Source organism: Nonlabens dokdonensis DSW-6, assembly GCF_000332115.1.
Classification (GTDB): Bacteria; Bacteroidota; Bacteroidia; order Flavobacteriales; family Flavobacteriaceae; genus Nonlabens; species Nonlabens dokdonensis.
The window spans coordinates 2,912,377-2,934,970 of sequence record NC_020156.1; the positions used below are offsets into that span (position 1 = coordinate 2,912,377).

At 34.5% G+C, this 22,594-nt stretch carries 28 protein-coding genes; 13 read left to right on the forward strand and 15 right to left on the reverse strand.

Features of this window, described 5'->3' with window-relative positions:
* Window positions 1-61 precede the first annotated feature (61 nt).
* The gene (porQ, locus tag DDD_RS12695) at window positions 62-1,075 is read left to right on the forward strand and encodes a type IX secretion system protein PorQ (RefSeq protein WP_015363301.1); all 1,014 of its coding nucleotides are present in this window, start codon (window positions 62-64) and stop codon (window positions 1,073-1,075) included.
* Window positions 1,076-1,771, forward strand: a complete 696-nt coding sequence (gene cmk / locus DDD_RS12700; protein WP_015363302.1) for a (d)CMP kinase — start codon at window positions 1,076-1,078, stop codon at window positions 1,769-1,771.
* 308 nt (window positions 1,772-2,079) lie between these two features.
* Here the strand turns inward: cmk and DDD_RS12705 are convergent, their stop codons facing one another.
* Genes DDD_RS12705 through DDD_RS12715 form a run of 3 tightly spaced genes read right to left on the reverse strand, consistent with a single transcriptional unit; the run spans window position 2,080 to window position 3,479 of the window.
* Window positions 2,080-2,589 (reverse strand): hypothetical protein, encoded by a 510-nt coding sequence (locus DDD_RS12705; protein WP_015363303.1) that lies wholly within the window; start codon window positions 2,587-2,589, stop codon window positions 2,080-2,082.
* Window positions 2,590-2,600: 11 nt separating this feature from the next.
* Complete coding sequence (locus DDD_RS12710; RefSeq protein WP_015363304.1) at window positions 2,601-3,017, reverse strand: hypothetical protein; 417 nt, start codon at window positions 3,015-3,017, stop codon at window positions 2,601-2,603.
* A 3-nt stretch (window positions 3,018-3,020) separates the two neighbouring features.
* Window positions 3,021-3,479, reverse strand: coding sequence for a DUF1801 domain-containing protein (locus tag DDD_RS12715; protein WP_015363305.1), 459 nt, complete (start codon window positions 3,477-3,479; stop codon window positions 3,021-3,023).
* Window positions 3,480-3,675: 196 nt separating this feature from the next.
* Between DDD_RS12715 and DDD_RS12720 the strand changes: the two genes are divergently transcribed.
* From DDD_RS12720 to DDD_RS12730, 3 genes are read left to right on the forward strand one after another with little or no spacing between them, the layout of a single operon-like run.
* The gene (locus tag DDD_RS12720) at window positions 3,676-4,497 is read left to right on the forward strand and encodes a hypothetical protein (protein ID WP_015363306.1); all 822 of its coding nucleotides are present in this window, start codon (window positions 3,676-3,678) and stop codon (window positions 4,495-4,497) included.
* Between the two features lie 6 nt (window positions 4,498-4,503).
* Complete coding sequence (locus tag DDD_RS12725) at window positions 4,504-5,106, forward strand: hypothetical protein (RefSeq protein ID WP_041567153.1); 603 nt, start codon at window positions 4,504-4,506, stop codon at window positions 5,104-5,106.
* A 4-nt stretch (window positions 5,107-5,110) separates the two neighbouring features.
* A complete protein-coding gene (locus DDD_RS12730) occupies window positions 5,111-5,377 on the forward strand; it encodes a hypothetical protein (RefSeq protein ID WP_015363308.1) in 267 nt (88 codons plus the stop codon).
* Window positions 5,378-5,441: 64 nt separating this feature from the next.
* Here the strand turns inward: DDD_RS12730 and DDD_RS12735 are convergent, their stop codons facing one another.
* The 3 genes from DDD_RS12735 to DDD_RS12745 form a co-directional block, all read right to left on the reverse strand.
* Window positions 5,442-6,611, reverse strand: coding sequence for an MFS transporter (locus DDD_RS12735; RefSeq protein ID WP_015363309.1), 1,170 nt, complete (start codon window positions 6,609-6,611; stop codon window positions 5,442-5,444).
* A gap of 52 nt (window positions 6,612-6,663) precedes the next feature.
* Window positions 6,664-7,428, reverse strand: coding sequence for a CDP-alcohol phosphatidyltransferase family protein (locus tag DDD_RS12740; RefSeq protein ID WP_015363310.1), 765 nt, complete (start codon window positions 7,426-7,428; stop codon window positions 6,664-6,666).
* A gap of 181 nt (window positions 7,429-7,609) precedes the next feature.
* Window positions 7,610-8,044 carry a c-type cytochrome gene (locus tag DDD_RS12745; RefSeq protein WP_015363311.1) on the reverse strand — a complete coding sequence of 145 codons (435 nt, stop codon included), beginning with the start codon at window positions 8,042-8,044 and terminating at the stop codon, window positions 7,610-7,612.
* Between the two features lie 200 nt (window positions 8,045-8,244).
* Between DDD_RS12745 and DDD_RS12750 the strand changes: the two genes are divergently transcribed.
* From DDD_RS12750 to ychF, 5 genes are all read left to right on the forward strand, one after another.
* Entirely contained in the window at window positions 8,245-8,754 is a 510-nt protein-coding gene (locus DDD_RS12750; RefSeq protein WP_015363312.1) for an RNA polymerase sigma factor, read from the forward strand.
* Window positions 8,751-9,209 carry a DUF4102 domain-containing protein gene (locus DDD_RS12755; protein WP_015363313.1) on the forward strand — a complete coding sequence of 153 codons (459 nt, stop codon included), beginning with the start codon at window positions 8,751-8,753 and terminating at the stop codon, window positions 9,207-9,209. Before DDD_RS12750 ends, DDD_RS12755 begins: the two co-directional genes overlap by 4 nt.
* Before the next feature lie 35 nt (window positions 9,210-9,244).
* Window positions 9,245-9,781: a DUF4252 domain-containing protein gene (locus tag DDD_RS12760; protein WP_015363314.1), complete on the forward strand. Its 537-nt coding sequence runs from the start codon at window positions 9,245-9,247 to the stop codon at window positions 9,779-9,781.
* A 42-nt stretch (window positions 9,782-9,823) separates the two neighbouring features.
* Window positions 9,824-10,462, forward strand: a complete 639-nt coding sequence (locus DDD_RS12765; protein ID WP_015363315.1) for a DUF4252 domain-containing protein — start codon at window positions 9,824-9,826, stop codon at window positions 10,460-10,462.
* Window positions 10,463-10,657: 195 nt separating this feature from the next.
* On the forward strand, window positions 10,658-11,752 hold the full coding sequence (ychF, locus tag DDD_RS12770) for a redox-regulated ATPase YchF (RefSeq protein ID WP_015363316.1): 1,095 nt from the start codon (window positions 10,658-10,660) through the stop codon (window positions 11,750-11,752).
* A gap of 255 nt (window positions 11,753-12,007) precedes the next feature.
* Here ychF and DDD_RS12775 read toward each other — a convergent pair whose 3' ends face one another.
* From DDD_RS12775 to DDD_RS12810, 8 genes are all read right to left on the reverse strand, one after another.
* Window positions 12,008-12,289: a type II toxin-antitoxin system RelE/ParE family toxin gene (locus tag DDD_RS12775; RefSeq protein WP_015363318.1), complete on the reverse strand. Its 282-nt coding sequence runs from the start codon at window positions 12,287-12,289 to the stop codon at window positions 12,008-12,010.
* 2 nt (window positions 12,290-12,291) lie between these two features.
* The gene (locus tag DDD_RS12780) at window positions 12,292-12,525 is read right to left on the reverse strand and encodes an addiction module protein (RefSeq protein ID WP_015363319.1); all 234 of its coding nucleotides are present in this window, start codon (window positions 12,523-12,525) and stop codon (window positions 12,292-12,294) included.
* A 221-nt stretch (window positions 12,526-12,746) separates the two neighbouring features.
* A complete protein-coding gene (locus DDD_RS12785; protein WP_015363320.1) occupies window positions 12,747-13,433 on the reverse strand; it encodes a hypothetical protein in 687 nt (228 codons plus the stop codon).
* A 185-nt stretch (window positions 13,434-13,618) separates the two neighbouring features.
* The gene (locus tag DDD_RS12790; RefSeq protein ID WP_015363321.1) at window positions 13,619-14,110 is read right to left on the reverse strand and encodes a hypothetical protein; all 492 of its coding nucleotides are present in this window, start codon (window positions 14,108-14,110) and stop codon (window positions 13,619-13,621) included.
* 4 nt (window positions 14,111-14,114) lie between these two features.
* The gene (gene gldG, locus DDD_RS12795) at window positions 14,115-15,812 is read right to left on the reverse strand and encodes a gliding motility-associated ABC transporter substrate-binding protein GldG (RefSeq protein ID WP_015363322.1); all 1,698 of its coding nucleotides are present in this window, start codon (window positions 15,810-15,812) and stop codon (window positions 14,115-14,117) included.
* Between the two features lie 2 nt (window positions 15,813-15,814).
* Window positions 15,815-16,543, reverse strand: coding sequence for a gliding motility-associated ABC transporter permease subunit GldF (gene gldF, locus DDD_RS12800; RefSeq protein ID WP_015363323.1), 729 nt, complete (start codon window positions 16,541-16,543; stop codon window positions 15,815-15,817).
* Complete coding sequence (locus tag DDD_RS12805) at window positions 16,540-16,836, reverse strand: putative quinol monooxygenase (RefSeq protein WP_015363324.1); 297 nt, start codon at window positions 16,834-16,836, stop codon at window positions 16,540-16,542. The genes gldF and DDD_RS12805 overlap by 4 nt, the downstream gene beginning before the upstream one ends.
* On the reverse strand, window positions 16,833-17,669 hold the full coding sequence (locus tag DDD_RS12810) for an SAM hydrolase/SAM-dependent halogenase family protein (RefSeq protein WP_015363325.1): 837 nt from the start codon (window positions 17,667-17,669) through the stop codon (window positions 16,833-16,835). The genes DDD_RS12805 and DDD_RS12810 overlap by 4 nt, the downstream gene beginning before the upstream one ends.
* Before the next feature lie 149 nt (window positions 17,670-17,818).
* Between DDD_RS12810 and DDD_RS12815 the strand changes: the two genes are divergently transcribed.
* The gene (locus DDD_RS12815; protein ID WP_015363326.1) at window positions 17,819-18,769 is read left to right on the forward strand and encodes a PhoH family protein; all 951 of its coding nucleotides are present in this window, start codon (window positions 17,819-17,821) and stop codon (window positions 18,767-18,769) included.
* 40 nt (window positions 18,770-18,809) lie between these two features.
* Here the strand turns inward: DDD_RS12815 and DDD_RS18025 are convergent, their stop codons facing one another.
* Window positions 18,810-18,947: a hypothetical protein gene (locus DDD_RS18025; RefSeq protein WP_015363327.1), complete on the reverse strand. Its 138-nt coding sequence runs from the start codon at window positions 18,945-18,947 to the stop codon at window positions 18,810-18,812.
* 47 nt (window positions 18,948-18,994) lie between these two features.
* Between DDD_RS18025 and DDD_RS12820 the strand changes: the two genes are divergently transcribed.
* Entirely contained in the window at window positions 18,995-19,810 is an 816-nt protein-coding gene (locus DDD_RS12820; RefSeq protein ID WP_015363328.1) for a GLPGLI family protein, read from the forward strand.
* A 44-nt stretch (window positions 19,811-19,854) separates the two neighbouring features.
* Window positions 19,855-22,593, forward strand: a complete 2,739-nt coding sequence (locus DDD_RS12825) for a TonB-dependent receptor (RefSeq protein ID WP_041567156.1) — start codon at window positions 19,855-19,857, stop codon at window positions 22,591-22,593.
* The last annotated feature ends 1 nt before the right edge of the window (window position 22,594 follow it).

Sequence of the window (22,594 nt, forward strand, 5' to 3'; positions counted from 1 at the left end):
CAAGCTAAAAATAAATTAAACTTGCAATCGTTATCCCATTAGCCGTTTATAAAACCATTGAATGCGTCATTTGTTTCTTCTTATTTTTTTATGTTCCGCTTTCGCGAAAGCGCAAATAGGAGGACGATCTACCTACCAATTTCTTAATCTGGTTTCCGGTACAAAGCAAGCGGCTTTGGGCGGTAGAGTTCTTACAGGCGTAGATTATGATCCTACTTCAGGGATTTTTAATCCTGCAACGATCAATCCTAAAATGGACAATCAGTTGCAAGTAAATTATGTCAATTATTTAGGCGACGTAAATTATGGTACAGCAAGTTATGCTTACACTTGGGATAGACATGTGCAAACTTTTCACGCTGGTGTGACCTACCTCAATTATGGAACTTTTGATGGGTTTGATGAGCAAGGAAATTCTACAGGAGAATTTGGTGGTAATGAGGTTGCCGTTTCTATGGGTTATGCCTACAATATACCATGGTCAGATTTTTATGTAGGAGCAAACTTGAAATTGATATCTTCTAAGCTGGATATTTATACTTCTTTTGGTGGTGCGGTAGATTTAGGAGTTTTGTATTACAATGAAGATAAAGCAATACGAGCAGCATTGGTGGTGCGTAATTTAGGAACTCAATTCACGCCTTATAATGAGATTTATGAAGATTTGCCTTTAGAAATTTCGGCAGGATTTTCTAATACTATGAAAAACTTACCTTTAAGACTTCATGTGACTTTAGAAAACCTGCAGCAATGGGATCTGGCTTTTACAAATGAAGCTAATGCGCAAACTGATCTGGACGGAAATGTGATCGAGGACAAGCCTAGCTTTTTTAATAATGCTTTGAGACACACGGTTTTTGGACTGGAAATTTTCCCAGAGCAAGTTTTTGAAGTGCGATTGGGTTATAGTTTTAGAAGAGCTGAGGAATTGCGCATCGATAATACCAGAGCTTTTTCTGGAGTAAGCGCAGGATTCTCTCTTAAGATGAATAAATTAAGATTTAGTTATACGCATGCTCGATATACGCTAGCATCGCACACAAGTCTTTTTGGCGTAAATATAAATTTACAGTAAATGAGTAAAAAAATTACTATTGCAATAGACGGTCATTCCAGCACCGGTAAAAGTACCGCTGCTAAGCAACTTGCGGTAAAATTACATTATGTATATGTAGATACTGGAGCGATGTATCGTGCTGTTTCTTTTTTCGCTTTAAGCGAAAATCTAATAGAATCAGGCCAATTAGATCGTGAAAAGCTGGTAGAACGTTTGCCAGAAATTAAGATCAGTTTTGTTTACAACAAAGAAACAGACCGAGCAGATGTTTACCTCAACGGTAAGAACATAGAAAAGGAAATACGCACGCTGGAAGTAAGTAGCATTGTTAGTAAGGTTGCTGAAATTTCTGAAGTACGTGCCAAACTTGTCGAGCAACAACAAGCCATGGGAACAGAAAAAGGCATCGTTATGGATGGTCGTGATATAGGGAGCGTTGTTTTTCCAGATGCAGAATTAAAAGTTTTCATGACCGCAGCTCCAGAAGTACGTGCAGAAAGACGTTATGTAGAACTCGTAGAACGTGGCGATGATGTCACTCTTGATGAGGTGCTTAAAAACGTTATAGAAAGAGATCATATAGATTCCAATCGAGAAGACAGTCCTTTGATTCAATTACCAGAAGCAAAATTACTGGACACTTCAAATATGACAAGAGAAGAGCAATTTGAATTGTTAGTGTCTTGGGCTGAGGCGGCGATTGAGAATAGTTAATATTTTGTCATTCCGCACTTGATGCGGAATCTGCTGGAAGCTATTCTAGATATTTATTCAAATTCCCGATCCTCAACCAAACATGCCAAGAGAAAAACTTTACATGTTGAGTGTAAAAATCGGTACTGATCATAGTTGAACTGCTTAATAGATTTCAGCACAAGTTTCGTAGAAAACGATTATGTATCGAGATATTTCAAATAGGTCTCGACTCTCGCTCGACCAAGCATCAGGAAGAAATCAAGCTATTGAGATTTGACATGCCAACTATTCTTGTTGGCATTGTCTAAATCAGATCGGGATATTAACTACTCTTTATTATAAACATGTATCCTTCCAGAATCAAGATGTAGTAAACTAATCGTACCATTCTCTCCATCATTAAGAATTTCATAGGAAAGCGTGTCTTCATCAATAGAACGAGTCAAATTCAAGAATTTTCCAGGATTCACATCTGTATCCGCCTTTTTATGTTGATCCATTATTTTATAAGAATACCAATCATGGTCATATGATCCTTCTGTATTTTTTGTGAACATAGAAATCCTATACAAGGTGATTTGTAACCCTGCAGAAGCATCTTTCTCATGAATCCAGGTGCCAATAGGCAACTTTAATTCTTTAAGATTAGAATTTGGTTTTCCGTATAGCTCGTCGGCTTCCTCCTTTGTAATTATTTGTTCCGTAGTTTCACCAGCACCATCCCGAACTATCAGTTTATATTCTTTTTTTGATTCCTTATCTCTTTCAAGGTTTTGATTGATTTCAATGCAAGAAGTTAAAATTAGTAACAACAGTAGAGTGATTAGCATTTTCATATTTAATTTCTTTATTTCATTTTCACAAAAAATCCAGTCAGGTTAATTTTATTACGATTCTCCCCATTTTTAAACCATAAAGTATCTTCATTACATTTGACTATTTCATAATACTTATACTTGAAATAATCTGTTCTATAATTTTTTAAGGGAGATAGAGAATCAGTTTTAACATCTGTGTTGGTAACTATAAAGGAATTATTTGGTAAACGTTCAATTTTTGAACTATGATAAAAACCGTACTTATTGAAAAGTGAATCATTATCAATTTGGAACATAAAAAACGGCTCGTTTTTAAATTCTTCATCATAGATCGTAGTGTACATTCCATCGGAGATAATACAGTCCACTGAAACTATATTTTTAGGTTCTACGTGACTTAAGCCTGAGAAAATGTACAATAGTAAAAATAGTACTAAATATTTCATGGATTACTTCTTTATATTCGCCTCATAAATCTCAATCCATTCTTGAGCTGTCATTTTACCGCACAATTCACCGATTAATTCTAATGGAATCGCATCTACTTTTTTAAATCGCACACAGCTTTTTCCCATGTCTAGTTTGTATTTAGAATGTTTAGGAAATTCTTGCTGAAACCATTCTAGCATTTTTGGATCGGCATAAATACCTGAATGGTACAATGCGATAAAATTCTTTTGCGATGCGATATTTATAAATGGCAACGGCGTCCATTCTTTCCCAACGTGGTAACCAGGCTTGTAATTTTTTTTAGGAACGTAAAAACCTATCATTCCATATAACATTCCTTCTTCAAAACCATCAGGTAAATTTTGCAGAATCACTTTTCTTAAGTCTTCCATAGGCTGTTTACGGTCTTCAGGAATGCTCTTTAGGTATTTTTCTACGGTAGTTGCGTTGGATGTCATGGTCAAATTTTATTATTTAAAAATAACACTTTTGTTAGACAAAGTTGAGAAAGGTTGAGGTCTAAATAACTCGAGGACTTTATGACTTCTTGTATTTGGGTATTAATACTCATGTATACTAATTATTTAAATCATAAATTTGATTAAAGTGATGACTGATTAATTTATTCGTCATTTGATACTAACCAATCAATTTATGGAAACTACCTCAACTCCAGCAAGCGCGGTACCTAAGGAAAAAGACGCTCAACCAAAAACGCCTCCTAAGACGAGTGAATCATCTAAATCTTTGGAGACTGTAAATGCAGAAAATGCCTTTAAAAGTGTTTCTCCACAATTAAAAGAATCGCTTACTCACGAGGTGAATCAAATGATGGCTTTTGCAGTTTATAACGGAAAAACCGTCAATACCGATGTCATACCATTAATCCAAAATGATAGTGTAGACGATTTGATTCACGCACACAATTTACTGTGTGCGAATGTAGCTCCAGCCACGCCAAAATCTATTGCTTATACTTTTCAATTGCGAGAGAAAAATAAAGATAAATCGCTACTTACTAAATTACCTTTAGTACGTAATTTGATTATAATGGCGATTATTTTCTTAATCACTTTTATCCTAACAGGACAATCGCCGTTAGTAAATGATGCTTCTCTTGATCTTGGAGTCATGAATAATCACGGTATTGATTTATTATTTAACCTAGGTTATCTGGTATCTATTTCTGGAATAGGAGTCATCTTTTATCTCTTGAAAAATGTAACAACAGCAGTTAAAAACAGCACTTTAATACCAGAAGATTCTATTTATTATGTTGCCTTAGTTGTTCTAGGTCTCATATCTGGATTAGTGATATCAGAAATTTTAGGTTTTTACGTCAAAGACCCAAATAATATTAATCTTTTTAATAAAAGTGTATTAGCCTTAATAGGAGGCTTTTCAACAGATGCTATTTTTTCTGTTCTTCAAGGAATTATAGATAAATTAAAAGCACTTTTTACAACTTCTAAATAACATATTATGAGAAATGTATACCAAAAAATTAGCGTTTTAAGTATAGTGCTCGTGCTACTAGTTTCCTGTGCATCCATTCCAGCTTCCACGTCAACATTAAGCAAAGAAGTGATTAAAGAAGCAAACGGAATGCACGAATTGAACCTAGCGCTTATCGATCAGTTATATGCAGAGCGTAGCCAGCGCATCAATGATTTTATTACCTACCGTTACACGCCAGCTTTGCTTTCCAATTATGAAAAGCTTCTACCTGATTCTGTAGACTATAAAGAAGAGTTACCTAACATTTTACAAAGTATCATTCCGGTAATCAATAAGAAAAGAGACTCCATGCAGAGCGTTTTAAATGTAGAAAAGCAAGGCCTAGTCAAGCAGCTCAACGCAAATTTTTCTACCTATACTAATTCTACCGCTGCTTTACAAGGCTTGATTGATAGTGCGGTTAAATTAAAAGAATCTGAGAGCAACGCCCTTACCGCTTTGGAAAGTCTTACAGGAGTATCGCCAGGTACAGTGACTAACATAGACGCCAGACTAGAAAAATTATTATCGCAATCGGGCAATACCATTGATCAACTTCTTCAACTCACTAACAGGTTAAAAAATTAATATCATGAGCATAGATTGGGACGCAATAGCACAACAGGCAGGACAGCAAACAGATCAACAATTTCACGAAGAAATCGCAAAATTGACCAGCATGAACATGACTGAGATCGATAAGTTTATTACTGCAAGCGAAATAAGCAATGAAAACGCAGTAAAAGTCATCAAAGAAATCAACGATGCCACTCGGTCTAACAACGATAAAGCAAATGCAATTGCAAATATCGATAAAGGAGTAGGTTTTCTTGTGAGCTTAGTAAGTAAAGTGGTGTAGTAGAATTGTTTTTAAATTGATCTCGCTTTCGCGAAAGCGGAAACCAAATCCAATATCTTATCTACTAGATTTTCCTGTTTCTTAAGGCAATTAAACCAAGAACAGGTCCTATAGCCAGTATAGCGTAAACGTAATATGATGGAGTGACATTTAATAGTATACCAATGATTTGAATGCTTATAATGGTAATACTAAAACCTATACCGTTGACTATTGTTAATGCTGTTCCTTTAATTTCTGAAGGTGCATTTTGAGCTACTAGAGTAGAAAGTAAAGGTGAGTCTGCGATGACCATCATGCCCCAAAAAAGCATGAACATTACAAATAGAATAGGAAGGTTCATTTGAATTAAAAAGGGTAATGCAACGCAACATAAACCAGATAATGCTAGTGCAATAAAAGCAGTTTTCTTAACTCCTTTATGTTGCGAAATATAACCACCTAAAACGCAGGCAAGTCCTCCTATTGCTATAACTAGAAACGATAGGCTTGGAATATCAAAGTTGGCTTGAGGATGCAATTGATCATAGCTTTTAAGAATAAAAGGTACAAATGCCCAGAAGGTGTACAATTCCCACATATGCCCGAAGTACCCAAAAGCCGCTGCACGAAAATTCTTTTTCTTAAATACTTTTAAAAATGCGTTGAATTGAATGCCTTGACTCGCTTTACGATAAGGACCATCTTTTACAACTAGGTTCATGAGCAAACCACCTAAAAAGGCAAGTATGGAAGTAGCTATAATAACTAATTCCCATTGATCTCGTGAAATGATATCTTTTAATAAATGCGGGAAAGCAGTTCCCAATACTAGTGCACCGACTAGAAAACCTAAGGATTTACCTAAACCTTTGTCAAAATAGTCTGCAGCGATTTTCATTCCTACAGGATAAATACCAGCGAGAAAAAAGCCCGTTAAAAATCGAAATGATAGTATACTCGTAAAATTATTGCCCGTATATAAAACCGCAAGGTTAAAAATGGCGGCAAACATTGCGCTGATAAAAAAGACTTTAGATGGAGAAAAACGGTCAACTATGGAGAGCAGGGCAAAAACAAAAGTTCCTATAATAAAACCAAATTGTACAGCTGCGGTCACATGTGGTAGAGCGTCTTCACTTAATTGGAATGCAATAATTAAATCATCGATCACACCATTTCCTGCAAACCATAAGGATGTACAACAAAATTGGGCTACTACAATTATAAGAAGAATGAATTGGTTAGATTTCAATTGATGAGTATTTAATCTATTTATAGGTATAACAAAGACTTAAGAAATCATCTTAATACCATTTTTTTCTAATGCCTATAAATATAAATACCATTAAGGTGTACCCAAGAAAGAATGGTAAAATATATTCTTTCCATCCTAAAATGAGCATCACTGCAATAATTAATAACTGGAACCCTAAACCAAAAGTCGAAATACTGGTCATTAACCATTTCGGAAAAATTTTACCTATTCCTGCTTTTGTGTCGAGATAATAAATGGTTTTATCAAATGTACCGTAGAGTAAACTATACAGCTTGAAAAGGATATTTACATTTTTTTGATTTTCGCCTTTCAGCGCAACTGGAGTATCTGTTTCAAAAACTCTACTCGTGGTATCTCCATCAAATTTATTGCGCAGTATTACATAATAGTAATTATAAAGAGTTCCTTGCAATTGTAAACCCAAGAAAGCCGCGGCACAAATCCATAAACTAGTATCTGTAATAAACCAGATGGCTAGAAAGAACAGCGCATTTAAAATGATATCTGCTACAGAATCTAAAAAGCGTCCAGTGTATGATGGTGTATTTTTAATACGAGCCAGTTCACCATCTGCAGCATCGAGAATGGATTTAAAAATCAGGAAAAAAGCTGCTAGCCAGAAATGACCTTCTAGAATACAATAAATAGCAGCGCATCCAGAAATGATAAAACCTATAGTAACATGAATAGGAGTAAAGGATGTAGTTGATAAGGATTGGGCAATAACTTTGGCAACAGGCCTACCATAATCAGATAGGTCAATAAATTTATGCTCTGGTGGAAGTTTGGACATGTAATCTCATAGAAGTCGTCTTGCAGGAATATACCAAAAATAAAAATGCAAAGATAGGTAACTATACTATGATGAATTAGTTATTTTATTGTTTACACTTTTATGAAAGGAAATAGATAAACCTCAATTTTTTGGTCGTTATTAAAATTCCATCCTTGTAATCAAACTTTTGAGATGTTTTCTACTTCTCCACAGCTTTCACATCTTCTGCAGTAACCATTTCTCCTTTATTCCACGCTTGAATTGTGTAATTCATAACATCTGCCACTTCTTGATCGTCAAGACCTAATGGTAACATGACATTATTATAAGTTTGCCCGTTTACTACTATTTCTCCTTTAAGACCATATTTCACCGCGTGAATACTTTCTGTAGGTTTTTCGGTCAACCAGTCCGATGGATTTAATGGAGGAAAAGCTCCTGGTACTCCTTTACCGTTGGGCATATGACAAGTCACACAAAGCTCGCCATAGATTTCTTTACCACGAGCAACACTTTGCTCTAATGGTGTTTTTTGTACTGCATTTGCTGCATAATTTCCAGTTACAGATTCTTTTTTATCGTCTCCGCAGCTTATTAACAAAAGAGCTGCGGTAAAAATTAGGACGTATTTCATAGGACAATTATTGAGAATCTAAAAATACAAAGCAATAACCAAAGCCTTATTAAAAATCCCTTATAAATGTATTTAATTATTTATAGCTCATCTCTCCATACTACAAGGCCAAAACTTTAAATCAAGAGACACCTAAAGTTTTTTTTCATACCCTTGTAACAATTAAAAAGCAGTGTCGTCATAAGTGTATAACCAGCAAAATGAACCAAAAAACATTTATCAAAACCTTTAAAGACGTACAGCAAAAAATGTACTTTCTTTCAAAGCGATTGCTCACCTCGCATGAGGAGGCTGCAGACGCGGTTCAGGAAGTGATGGTGCGTTTATGGGAAAAGAGATTTCAGCTTGAAGAAATAAGAAATAAGGAAGCCTATGCCATGCAAATGGTTAAAAACTATTCTCTGGATCGTTTAAAAAGCAAACAAGCGAGTCATTTAAAAATAGTTCATACTAATTATGATAGCGAGGAGCGAAACATTGAGGACGAGTTAGAAAGACAAGGAAAAGTAAAACTGGTACAGAACATGATTAATGAGTTACCAGAGAAGTATAGAATGATTATCCAGCTTAGAGATATACAGCGTTATGATTTTGAAGCCATCGAGAAAATTCTAGATATGAAGGCTACAGCCGTAAGAGTAGGGTTGAGCAGAGCAAGAAAATTGCTAAAGGAAAAAATAGAAGAACAGTATAAAACAGAAATCGCATGAACGATTTATTAGAAAAATATTGGAACGGTAACACCACATTGTCAGACGAGCAAGTGCTCAGAGACTATTTCAGTTCTGAGAATGTTACACCAGAGCATGAAGTTTACCGCAGTTTGTTTCAGACTTTTGAGCTGGAACAATTGGAAGAAGAAGGTAGTTTTGACGCTTTCGCGAAAGTGAAACACAAAGAAACTTTAGAAAACCGAGCTAACAGAAGAACCTGGAAAGGTCTTGCCATAGCAGCTGGTTTTGCATTACTAATGACAGTAGGAGGCAACTACTACAATCAGCAAACGCAACCAGATTTAGGTACGTATGAAACTCCTGAAGAAGCTCGTGCAGCTGCCATGGATATGCTAGAATTAGTAAGCTCAAAATTTAACAAAGGACGCCAGAACATGGCTCCTATAAATACCCTAGATAATAAAACTGCAGCAGTTTTTAATCTTAAATAATAATAAATCTCAATCACAATTAAATAAAAGTCAACATGAAAAAGTTAATCCTCACCCTAGTACTTGCAGTAATGGCAACGCCCTTATTTGCTCAAGATGCCTTTGAAAAGATGGGCAACCTTAAAAACACCTCAGAAACAGTAGTTACCAAAGATGCCTTTGAACTTCTTGCCGAAATAGACATGGACTTTGAAGACGACGGCGTGAAAGCTGGAAAAGGTCTTCTAGATAGTCTTAAAGATGCAAGATTCTATTCTACATCAAATTCTGATAGTGCAAAGAAAATGATCGCAATGGCTAACGCTTATATTAAAAGCAATGGACTAGTAAAGTTAATGCACGTTAAAGAAGATGATCAAGCCTTTTCTTTTCACGTAGAGCGCGGTTCTAATTCTAAGAAAGTACGTACGCTAGTTATGATCATAGACGAAACGATGAATAAAGAAAATCCTGAGGCACTGGTTATGAAAATCTCTGGAGATATAGACTTAGGTCAAATCTCAAAGATTACTAAAATGATCAATGTACCTGGACAAGAGCAAATAGAAAAAGCTACCAAGGAAGAAAAGTAATTCTATCTTATATCAATCACCAACACTTAAAAAACACTAACTATGAACAAGATAATTTTAAAAGCCATAGTAGTAAGCATTGCCATCGCTGCATCACTTACTTCTTGTGACACAGACCCAACATTGCAAAGTTATATCGTAGACAGCGATAATAAAGAAGGATTTACTAAGGCAACTATACCTGTTTCGATTTTAGGAATAGATGAAAGCAAACTTTCTGAAGAGTCACAAATAGCTTATAACTCGATCGATAAAGTAAGCATGCTTATGTATCCTAAGACAGCTGATAATGATGCCTCTTTTGAGACTGAAAAACAACAACTGTCTGATATTCTTAAAAACGATAAATACACAGCTTTAATGACCCATAATCAAGATGGCATGACTGCAAAGTTCTTATATCAAGGTGATAAAGATTCTATAGACGAGATTATAGTATTTGGTACGATGGATAAATCAGGAATGGGTGTTGCTCGCATTCTAGGAGACGATATGAACATTTCTAGCATCATGAAAATGATGAATGAATTAAAAAATTCGGATATTGATACTAATGGAATAAAAGACATGTTAAAAGGATTGAGCATGGACTTAGGGATGGATAACGATAAAGATGGAAAAATAGATCAACAAACTACTGATGCTATTCATGAAGCCATAGGACTTGAAGATGTAGAATAATCATTAATTTTCTGTTTTAACAAGTAAAAAACCTGCAACAAATCGGTGCAGGTTTTTTATGTTTCCTGTTCATAAAATATTATAAATTGTTTAGGGATAACTTATCTTTGCACGCTTTCGCACTGAACTAAATTCAGTATAAACTTCTATTTTCCTATAGAAAATAGAAAGCGTAACTATTTAAATAAACATCACATGAAAGCTGGAATCGTAGGACTACCTAACGTAGGTAAATCAACACTTTTTAACTGTTTGTCAAATGCAAAAGCACAAAGCGCCAACTTTCCGTTTTGTACTATAGAACCTAATGTAGGCGTGGTAAATGTACCAGATCCTAGACTTGAAAAATTAGAAGAGCTGGTAAATCCAGAGAAGGTGATTCCTGCAACCGTGGAGATAGTAGATATTGCTGGTCTTGTTAAAGGTGCAAGTAAAGGTGAAGGGTTAGGAAATCAGTTTTTAGGAAACATACGCGAGACAGACGCGATTATTCACGTATTGCGTTGTTTTAATAATGATAATATCGTCCACGTAGATGGTAGTGTAGATCCTATCCGTGATAAAGAAACAATCGATATTGAATTACAGCTTAAAGATCTAGAAACAGTCGATAAAAAGCTAGAGAAAGTAAAACGTGCAGCGAGAACTGGTAATAAAGAAGCGGTCAAAGAAGAAGAGGCTTTGTTGAAAGTCAAGGACGCGCTAGAATCTGGAGTTTCAGTACGAGCAGTAGAATTAAGCGATGAAGTACGAGCAGATTTTATCAAACCATTACAATTTATTACAGATAAACCAGTATTATATCTTTGTAACGTAGATGACGATGCAGCAGTAACTGGTAATGCTTATGTAGATCAAGTTAAAGAGGCTGTAAAAGATGAAAATGCAGAAGTTCTTGTTCTTGCGGTAGGAACTGAGGCAGATATCACGGAGCTTGATGATTATGAAGAGCGTAAAGAATTCTTATCGGACATGGGTCTTGAAGAACCAGGAAGTGCTAAGTTGATACGTAGTGCTTATAAATTACTGAATCAGCAAACCTACTTTACCGCTGGTGTTAAAGAAGTACGAGCATGGACTATAAACATAGGCTCTACAGCGCCACAGGCAGCTGGAGTAATCCATACTGATTTTGAAAAAGGATTTATACGTGCTGAGGTAATTAAATATGATACCTACGTAGAATATGGCTCTGAAGCAAAAGTAAAAGAAGCTGGAAAACTAAAAGTTGAAGGAAAGGAATACATCGTTCAAGATGGTGATGTGATGCATTTCTTGTTTAACGTATAGATTTTTGGGTATAAGATATTAGGTATTAGGTGCTGGGCATGTGGGATGAGGTTTTTGGCTCACTCGTTTTGCTCAATTGAGGTTGAAAAAAGCTCCTTTTTCATTTTGAAAAAGGAGCTTTTATGTTTCCTAAAAGGTAGAATTAATTCTACCTTTTGGGAAACGAAGTTATTTAAAAAAGATGTTAAACCAAATCAATCAATTTCAAATGAGTATTTTGTTTCAGTTTTTTAAAATATTAAAAATTAACTTCTACTATTTTTTATCTGGATTCCTAGAGGTATTAAATACTGCGTAAATAATTATTTTAGTCTCTTCTATTGTATAAATAACTAAAAATGGAAAACGTTTTAAGTAGGCTTCTCTATAAGGTTTTCTTTTTTCAGGAAAATGTTCTGGATTTTCTATTATTCTTTTAAAATAGTTCTCAAGATGATTTAAAAATAAGTCTCCTAAACCTAAACGTTTACTTTCATAATAATGAAAAACATCGGTAATTTGTAATCGAGCCTCTTCCTTTATTTCTAAAGAATACATGATTAGCTACTAGAGTTATTTATAGAAGTTTTTATTTCTTGCCAGCTGTAGGATTTACTTTTTCCACTTTCATGTAATGTTCTTCTTTGATCTAGTATTTCATATTGCTTTTTTGACAAAGTAAAATCCTCTTCACTCTGGTATGTCTCCGCTATTGCTTTTATCATTTTTAAAAGACGATCATCAGCATTATTGACATATTCTAATACAGAGTTTTTTAAATCTAGAGTTGTCATAAAGAAATAATTTAAAGTAAAAGTAAGGTTTTAAATCTTAAAGTTAATAATAATATGCCTTTAGTTTAGCGCTTGATTATCTTTTAGTGTTTGTAAATCAGTGGATTGAGATTGTAATTTTGGTATTAATTATTTTAGTAAGTAGCGGTTCTTTTCTGTAGTTACGAGAGCTGTTTTCATTTTTTTTAATTATGTATGTCTAAAACATATACTTTTAGTTATCATATCTCTGTCATTTTATAATTATCATTTGTAGCTTGAAGTCTTTTTAATTCAATTACATTTTCTTTTTTATTTACAATAATAAAAGGTACAAAATCTTCGATAAATAGTATTTGAAATCCATTATGCTGTATTAAATCCCACCCATGATTAAAAGTCTTATTTCCGTAGTCAAGGTTTACTCCAACATTTTTGAAATGTAAGGTGTCTGTGACTTTGTTGTTACTGAATAAAAACTTTTTACCAGCTAGATTAATTTTTTGATTATTTTTTAATGAGTCATCTATTCTACGAAAAGTTTCATAATTGTTTTCATTAAAAACATTACTTTTTACTTGTAATGAATCTCCGTTGATACTTATCACTTGGTACTTATTATAATTGTTAGATTTGATGACGCCGAACATGTTCAAAACGAATCCTATTCTTTTTGAACTCATGATATTTGGATTGTCTAAACTTGAAGTACCATAATAAGAAGGAAATTCTTCGAAACAAGAAAAATAGCCTAAAGTCATTACACTTTCATGTGCTAGATACAAATCCATGTCTGGGTGGACTTCATATTCACCTATCCACGTACCTTTTAATTCTTGATTAGTAAAACCTATTGATAGAATAAATATCAATAAAATACTTACAACTGTGATGAAAAGGTATTTGATATACTTTAAAAATTTTTTCAAATTGTTTTAACTTTAAATTGATAATATAAAAATACCAGCGTTCAAAACCGAGTAATTATTGTTCGAATATAACTTCCTCTTCCTCAAAAACATTATATTTTTTGCTATCACTTAAGGGTACTATTAATTCTACCCTTAAGGAAATAAAGAAAATTACAACTAATAATATACTTGAAGAGATTTTTTTAAAAGGTAATTTTAACAAATGAATTACTCACTAGCTTAAATAAAAATTCATATTGTAATCTTTCCGAATCATCATCAAGAGGTTGATTTTCCTTAAAACGAGATTTGTAAGGAATCATTTTCTCTGATGTAATTTTTTGATCGTCTGAACAATTGAAATTATAATAAAAAATTGGAGATTCTTTACTCGTTTCTATACAGGTAAGTGAACTAAAATCTTGCATCGATTCGACATTTATAGAGTCATTAAAGAGCCACAATAATTTTCTATTGTCGTAATCAGTTTCGATCCAAGTTTCTGAGCTTATGCCAATATAAGTTTCTTCATTAATTGAAAACCTAGATATAGCGATAGCTCTTTTTCCAATGGTTTGATTTAAAGCAGTAACAATTTTATTTATCTCTTTATTAGATTTAATATCAGAAATACTACTCTGTGAAAAAGACACCTGAAAAGCAATCAAAATTATAACTAGAGTAGTCGATTTCATATAGTTAAGCTTGATACTTCCTCTTTCTCAACCACATAAAAACAAAACCAAATCCTGCAACTATCAAAAGCGGTAATACGGTATTGATAAACTGCCATTTAAACTTTTCATCAATCACCTTTTTAGAATCTAAAAAAGGAACTTGAATGTCCTTATTTCGTAATTTGATCAAACCAGTATCGTCTAGAAGATAGTTGATCGTATTCATGAGAAACTCTTTGTTACCGTAGAGTTGTCCTGTCCTGATGTCAAAACCTAATTCTTGTGGTTCACCTCTCAGTACCTGGTTTTTCAACACATCACCATCGGCTATAAGGACAATTGCAGCTTCTTTTCCTTCATCAGTAGGATTATTTAAATCAACTGGTTTTACACGATTTTTGTAGGCGCTGGTAAAAGAACCTTCTGCAAGTACCGCAAGTGGTAAGTTGGATTTGTTATAAGACTCTATCACAACTTCTTTCCCTATCTCATTAAGAGAAACAACAGTAGGTAAAGTCAATTCTTTTGCTTTATCAGATGTGCTCAGTAATATCGTTTTACGGATTCCATTTTTCAATGTATCGATGCTACCAGTATATTCAAATTTTACATCTTCTAAGTTCTTTGTTATAAATTGAGCTGTAGCGCTGGTATCTTTTGAAGTTTTAGAAATAGGGTAGTAAGGCCATGCGTAAGCCTCGTATTGGGTGTTTCTTCCTTGTCCAGTGGCAAGAGCTAGTGGTGCATGTTTCAAATCTTTTACCAGACCATTGTTCAACCTCAAACCATATCTGAAAAGCATATCGTCCAGATTCAATTTTCTAGGCAGCGGATAAGCTTTTCGTTGTTCATTTGAAAGACTATCATTTTCCATCACAATAGGGTCAACAGCTAGCAACATTTTACCACCTTGCATAAGGTATTGATCCAGCAAATATTTTTTAGTTTCCGAATAAGGTGCTGTTGGTTTAGGGTCAATGATGAGGTCAAATTTATTCATCACCTCAAGAACCTGTTGCGGTGCTATCGTATCGTTAGTTGTCAAAAACTCGATTCCAAAAGGTCGCGTGTTGTAGTATTCGTTCACGCTACCTATAAAATCACCGATGCGCACATCTGATAATTCATCGCTATCTCTTAAGAAAGCAACCGTTTTATCTTTTTCTAGTGAAGCTTTACGTAGTCCATCGGCAAATTGATATTCTAATTGCTGGATGCTGGAATTAACGCGTTCTTCTGCTGTGGCGCGTGCTACGGTTTTCAATAATGGTACGGCAGTTGTTTTACCGTCATAAAGGATCAGTGCATATGGAAAAACAGTGACATTGGTGCTTTTTCCTCCTTCTTGAATAGTGGCAACAGCACCTTTCACTCCATTACTTAAAAGCTGAGCGGTAATTTGTTCTGTTTCGGCTGGAGTTGCATCCTCGATAGGGTTGAGAAAATCGTATTTTAAATTAGGATGCAAGGCAGCAAGTTCTTCAAGAAATTGTCCTGTTTCCAATTTTAATTTTCTGAATTCGCTAGGTAACTCACCATCTAGAAATACATCAATTACGATAGGTTTGTAGGCTTGTTTTAGAATCTTTTCAGTGTCTGCGCTTACAGTATATCGATTATCTTTAGTAAGGTCAAAACGTTTGTAAATAGATCGCGCGGCAATATTTACGATTATGAGAACGATGAGTACTAAGATAAAACTGGTATATGTTTTTTTCATAGTTATCGTTTTGATAAGATGGTTTTTAGTGAAATTTCGCTTAAAGCGAAAAATAAAACAGCAACACTTAAGAAGTAGATCACGTCACGAGTATCAAGAACTCCTCTGGCCATACTTTCATAGTGGTATTTGAGACCGAGAGAGGCCAGAAAATCATTGTCGGCTAGGTAATTGTTTAAGCCATCAAAGCCAAAATAAAATATAAAGCATAGGACAGCTGCAAGTAAAAACGCCACAATCTGATTAGAAGTTACCGTAGAGCTAAAAACTCCTATGGATGTGTAACTCATAGCCAGTAAAATAGCACCTAGATAACTACCGAATGTGCTGCCGTAGTCTAGATTATTTGGCGTTTCTCCTAGCTGACCTAAACTGTACACATAAATCAACGTAGGAATCAAAGCAATGATAATAAGTACTAACGCCGCCAGATACTTACCTCCGATCAATTTCTTAGTTGATATAGGTCTTGTGCTTAACATTTCTAGTGTTCCTAGATTACGTTCTACGGTAAAACTGCGCATAGTTACTGCTGGAATTAAAAACATAAACAACCATGGAATAATTAAAAAGAAGGGAGCAAGATCTGCAAAACCATAATCCAGAATGTTATACTCACCTTTAAAAATAAAAATAAAGAGACTGGTGATGATGAGAAATATTCCTATCACTAGATAACCAGTAAGACTGGAAAAGAAACCGTTTAGTTCTTTGATAAAAATGGCTTTCATAAAAGGCTGTGGATTTTTACTACAGAATTTGCTTGTGGTTTTTCATCAAACATAGCTTTAGTTTGTGGCCATACTTCTTGAAATAACGCACTTTTTCTATAATTATTTAATGCTTCTTCATCTTTCCAGTAGCTATAAGTATAGAATCGCTGTTCATCTTCCATATCTTGATACAATTCTAGAAAACTACATCCAGGTTGATTTCTTATTTGTTCTTTATAAGCATCAAACATATTTTGAAATTTACCGACAGCGGTTTCTTTAAAATGCATATTTACTATACGTACAATCATGATTCTACAAAAGTTATTATTACAGGAGCATTTATTTGAAGACCAAACAAGGTGCTCGCACTACCCACCGTAAGCGGATTTGATTTATATGTGGCCAGTTCTAAATGATCTGAACTATTGAATAAAACAAGACCTTTTCCATCTACATCTCGTTTATTTTCTTTATCGTTAAAATTAATTAAGTCACTGTAACGATGAAATATTTTATTAAACCTTTCATTACGCGCCGAAATCTCAAATTTGCGTCCTTTTCCTATTTCGTCAAAGATTTCCTTAGTAATATTAGTAACCGAATTACCGTAATTATCAATGTAAATCACTTGACCGTGAATAACGTTTTTACTGTCTGCTATTTTTGGAATGACGCCGTGAATGGCTCTTATGCGATTAATAGGTTTGCCTACTACTTCAAGAGTACCTCCACGAGCTATGTGGCAGGCAGTTTGTACAAAGGCATCTAGAGTGGTAAAGTTAGAAGAAATCCTATCGTGAATATTGATTTCGACTAATTTTTCAGGTCTTAATTTACTCATTATCAATGCAAGAACGCCATTGTCAGCACATATAAAATAATGCGAATTCAGAAGTACTGCGACATGTTTATTTTCTGGAGTATGCTCTGCATCTACACCTATAATGTGAATCGTGCCATCAGGAAAAGAATGATAGGCATTTTTAATAATATAAGCAGCTTCAGCAATATTAAAAGGCGCTACCTCGTGAGAGATGTCCACAATAGTAATTCCCTCTAATTCTTTATAAATAGCACCTTTAACCGCTCCCACGTATGGATCTTTCCATCCAAAATCAGTAGTAAGAGTAATTATAGGCATAAGGAAATTTAAATTGTTAATTAAATGATCGTTAAATTATAGCTATCGCCTTTTATTCAATAATCATTTTTCACTACTTTCAAGCAGTTAAAATACTAGAAACAAAATTATAAAATTAAACCTTCAATCACTTACTTAATTTACCGCTTTTGAACGAACTTATCATTGACCTATCAGAAACTAATCCAAGGGAATTTTTTGGAGTAAAGAATACAAATCTTGCTTTTCTAAAATCTCATTTTCCTAAACTCAAAATTGTTGCTCGAGGCAGCAAAATAAAAGTCTACGGTGATGAAGAGCAACTAGGTGAATTTGATAAACGCATCCAGTTGATGTTAAACCATTTTGGTAAATACAATAAGATCGACGTAAACGTCATGGAGCGACTGCTCACTACAGATAGTGATCATCATGAAATAGTTAAAGGAAATGATGACGTGCTGGTTCACGGTAATTCCGGAATGTTGATACGTCCTAAAACACCTAACCAGCGCAAGTTGATCGAGCTTACTAAGAAAAACGATATGGTTTTTGCGGTAGGTCCTGCTGGAACTGGTAAAACCTATATAGGCGTGGCGCTTGCAGTAAAAGCCTTAAAAGAGAAACGCATCAAAAGAATAATCATCACGCGACCTGCGGTTGAAGCTGGTGAGAATTTAGGATTTTTACCTGGCGATCTTAAAGAAAAGCTAGATCCTTATATGCAGCCTATTTATGATGCATTGCGTGATATGATTCCTGCAGAGCGACTTGCTACTTACATAGAAAAAGGAATTATTCAAATTGCACCATTAGCATTTATGCGCGGTAGAACTCTAGATCAGGCTTATGTCATACTTGATGAGTCTCAAAATACCACTCATGCACAAATGAAAATGTTTTTAACTCGTATGGGAAAAGACGCTAAGTTTTTTATCACCGGCGATCCAGGACAGATCGATTTACCTCGACGCGTTATTTCTGGATTAAAGGAAGCATTGTTAATTCTTAAAAATGTAGACGGAGTAGGAATGATGTACCTCGATGATAGCGATGTAGTACGACATAGACTCGTCAAAAAAGTAGTTGCCGCTTACAAAGAAATAGAGAATAGGAATTAAGAAATTCATTTCATTTGAACTTAATAAAATCCTCATTTAATTATTTTAAATGAGGATTGTTTTTGTTCCGCTTTCGCGAAAGCGGAATAATTACCAGCCATTTTAAATTTACCAGATTCATTTTCATAGACTTGCTACTACTTTCTTGTGTTAATGTTAATACAAATAGGAATCGCATGTTTAATGTTTTGATATTTTTGTTAAACAAACTATCAATCCAATATTATGAAAACCATCTTTTTTGTACTTAGTGTAGTAGCTTCATTTTTAATCCTTCCTGTCGACGAGGCATCTGCTGATTTTAAAGGTCAAGCCGTTTATATTTCAAAAACCAAAATGGATTTAGGATCTTGGGGAGCTAGAATGAGTGAGGCGCAAAAAAAGCAAGCAGCTGCAAGATTGAAAAATCGTTTAGAAAAAACTTACACGCTCAATTTTACAAAAACAGAATCTACTTTTGAAGAAGAAGACAAGCTAGACGCTATGTCTGGAGCAACAGACTCTTGGGGAAATAACTTTACACCTGGCGATCAGTATAAAAACATTAAAGAAAAGTCTTTATTACAAAGTCAAGAATTTTACGGTAAAAAATTCTTAGTTAAAGATGAGTTGTTGAACATAGACTGGAAAATGGGTTCTGAAACAAAACAGATAGGAAAGTACAATTGCTTTAAAGCTATGGCAACTATTCCTACAGCAGACTTGTCATGGTATGATTTTTCTTGGGCAGAATTGAGAAAAAAAGAAAGTGAAGATGGAGAAGAAGCAGCAGAAGACATGACTCTAGTAGAAGCCTGGTACACATTAGAAGTTCCAGTAAGTCATGGACCAGCTGAGTATTGGGGACTTCCGGGATTAATCCTAGAAGTTAGTTCTGGTAATACTACTATGTTATGTACAAAAATCGTGATCAACCCTAAGGAGGAAATTAGTATAGAAGCTCCAGATAACGGAAAAGAAATTACTAAGAAAGATTACAAGGCAACAATCGTAAGAAAGATGACAGAAATGATGAATAATAGAGGAAGAAGACGCGGTTAATTCATTCTTCATTTAAACTCTTCAATTCATTTCAATTCTACATCCTGAAAAATACAATATGCTTTATCCTACTTCTTGTAGGTAGTTATTCCCTTGCTCAAATCAAATTTCAAGGTGTAGTACGAGATAGTTCAAAGCAAGTTTTAGAACTTGCTACAGTAGTAGCTTTTGATAAAGCTACTAACGCTTTGGAATCCTACAAATCTACAGACGAGTTAGGAAAATTCCTCTTAACTCTTAAAAAGAACACAGCTTATAAAATCCAAATAAGCTACGTAGGAATGCAAACCTTAGAAGACTCCATTTTTACTAAAGAAGCTGATATTGTTAAGGATTATGTACTTCAATCAGAAAGTACTCTGGATGCCGTAGAAATAGTTTATGAAATGCCAGTAACCATAAAAGGAGATACGGTTACCTATAACGCCGATTCCTTTAAAAACGGTTCTGAAAGAAAACTAGAAGATGTTTTAGAAAATTTACCAGGAGTAGAAATCAATGAAGACGGACAGATTGAAGTAGAAGGTAAGGTAGTCAATAAACTCATGGTAAACGGAAAGGATTTCTTTGATGGAGATACTAAACTTGCCTCAAAAAACATTCCTTCTAAAGCGGTAGATAAAATCCAAGTATTACGCAACTATTCTGAAGTTGGTCAATTGCGCGGAGTTACTAATAATCAAGATAATATTGCATTAAACATTAAATTAAAAGAAGGGAAAGAAAATTTTTGGTTTGGAGACGTTACCGTAGGTGGAGGAAGTTCGCCTGATGAAGGACTTTATCTCATACAACCCAAGCTTTTTTACTACAACCCAAAGTACAGTGTTAATTTTATTGGAGATTTAAACAATATAGGAGAGGTAGCCCTAAACAGAAGAGATATTAGAAATCTATCCGGAGGTTTCAGAGCACCTAGTCGCAGCAGTGGAACTGATATCAATCTAGGCGATAACAGCTTAAATTTCTTAACAAATCAAAATAACGCCATCGAGATTGACACTAGACTTGCGACGGCAAACTTTAGTTATGCTCCTAATCCAGCACTAGATTTAAGCGGTTTTGCCATTTTTAATAGTAGTAAAATACGTTCAAGAGAGACCAGTTTTGTGCAATACACAAATCTTACTTTAGGTATTCCAGATGAAGCAACTGAGCAAACCAGTGAAGAACGATCTAATCAAGGTATTGTTAAATTAAGTGCTTCCTATCAGCCAAATTTTAGTAATCAAATGGATTACGATATCATCGGTCGTATTTCTAATGATGAGCAAAATCGGCGCTTATTTTCATCGGTCTTAGGCGATACAAGACAAAGAGAAGAAGTATCTCCTTACAGCATTAATCAAAACTTAAATTATTACTACACTCTAGATGAGAATAATATCTTCTCATTAGAGGCGCAACATGTTTTGAAAAATGAAGATCCTTTTTACAATGCGATTTTAGAAAACGATCCCGATCCAGATGCAGATCCCAATTTTCCAGACGATGATGAATATGATGCCACAGCAGCAGGATTAGGTCTCGATCAATCTTTAGATAATTATAATCTAGGTCAAAATAGGCGCATAGAATCAAATCAACTAGACGCTAAAATCGACTGGTTTAACATCTTAAATACAAAAAGTAATATCAACGTTACTTTAGGAACTATTATTAGTCGTCAACAGTTCAACTCTTCTTTATTTCAATTTCTTGATGATGGTTCTCAATTTGATCCTACACCTACAATTAACGATGGACTTGACGTTAACGATACCGAGTATAATTTTAGTGATATTTATTTAGGAGCTCGTTACCGAGTTAAAACCGGAAAATTTACCATCACACCAGGAGTTTCGGTACACGCGTACGGGAATAAGAATACGCAACAAGGTCAGACGTTTGAAGAAAACTTCTTTAGAGTTTTACCGGAGTTTGAAACAAGAATTCAATTCAAAAAAAGTGAAGCACTTACTTTAAGATATGATATGCGCAATCAGTTTACTGATGTAACACGACTGGCAAGAGGAATCGTTTTAAATAATTTCAATAATATCCAATTTGGAGAGCCAGATTTACAAAATGCCTTATCACACAATGTAAATCTTATTTATACGAGTTTTAACCTCTTCAACTATACTAACGTTTTTGCAAGAGCTTCTTATTCAAGTAATATCGATCAAATTAGAAATCTAACCGATTTTGAAAGTGTTATTCGTACCAATACATTTTTCAACTCTAACTTTGCAGATGAGAGCGTAAATGTATCAGGTCGTGTGCAACGTACTTTTGGGAAAATTAGAGCAAGTTTAAGAGCTGGATTTAATTATAGTAAAATCAACCAATTCATTCAAGGGCAGCGATCGCTTAATGAAGGTTTTACACAATCTTATACACCTAGTATAAGAACAAATTTTAAAGTAGCACCTAATGTTACTTTAAGTTATCGTTACAGTGTTGTCGATAACAATCAAGGTGGTAGAGAGACTCAATTTATAACTCAATCTCCATCCATAGATGTAGATGCCTACATTTGGAAAGCAGTTACCTTTAGAACTAATTATTCTTATACAAATCAAAACTTAGGAAATGGGCAGTCTCAATCATTTCAAAATTGGGATGCAAGTCTTGCATATAGGAAAGATCGCGACGCAAAATTTGAATATGAAGTTAAAGCTACTAACTTACTCGATATAGATTCACAGGTAAGAAACAGCGCAAATAACTTTTCTGTTTTTACTTCTGAGACTTTTATCCTTCCTCGTTTTGTGACCTTTAGAGTGGTTTATAGTTTATAAT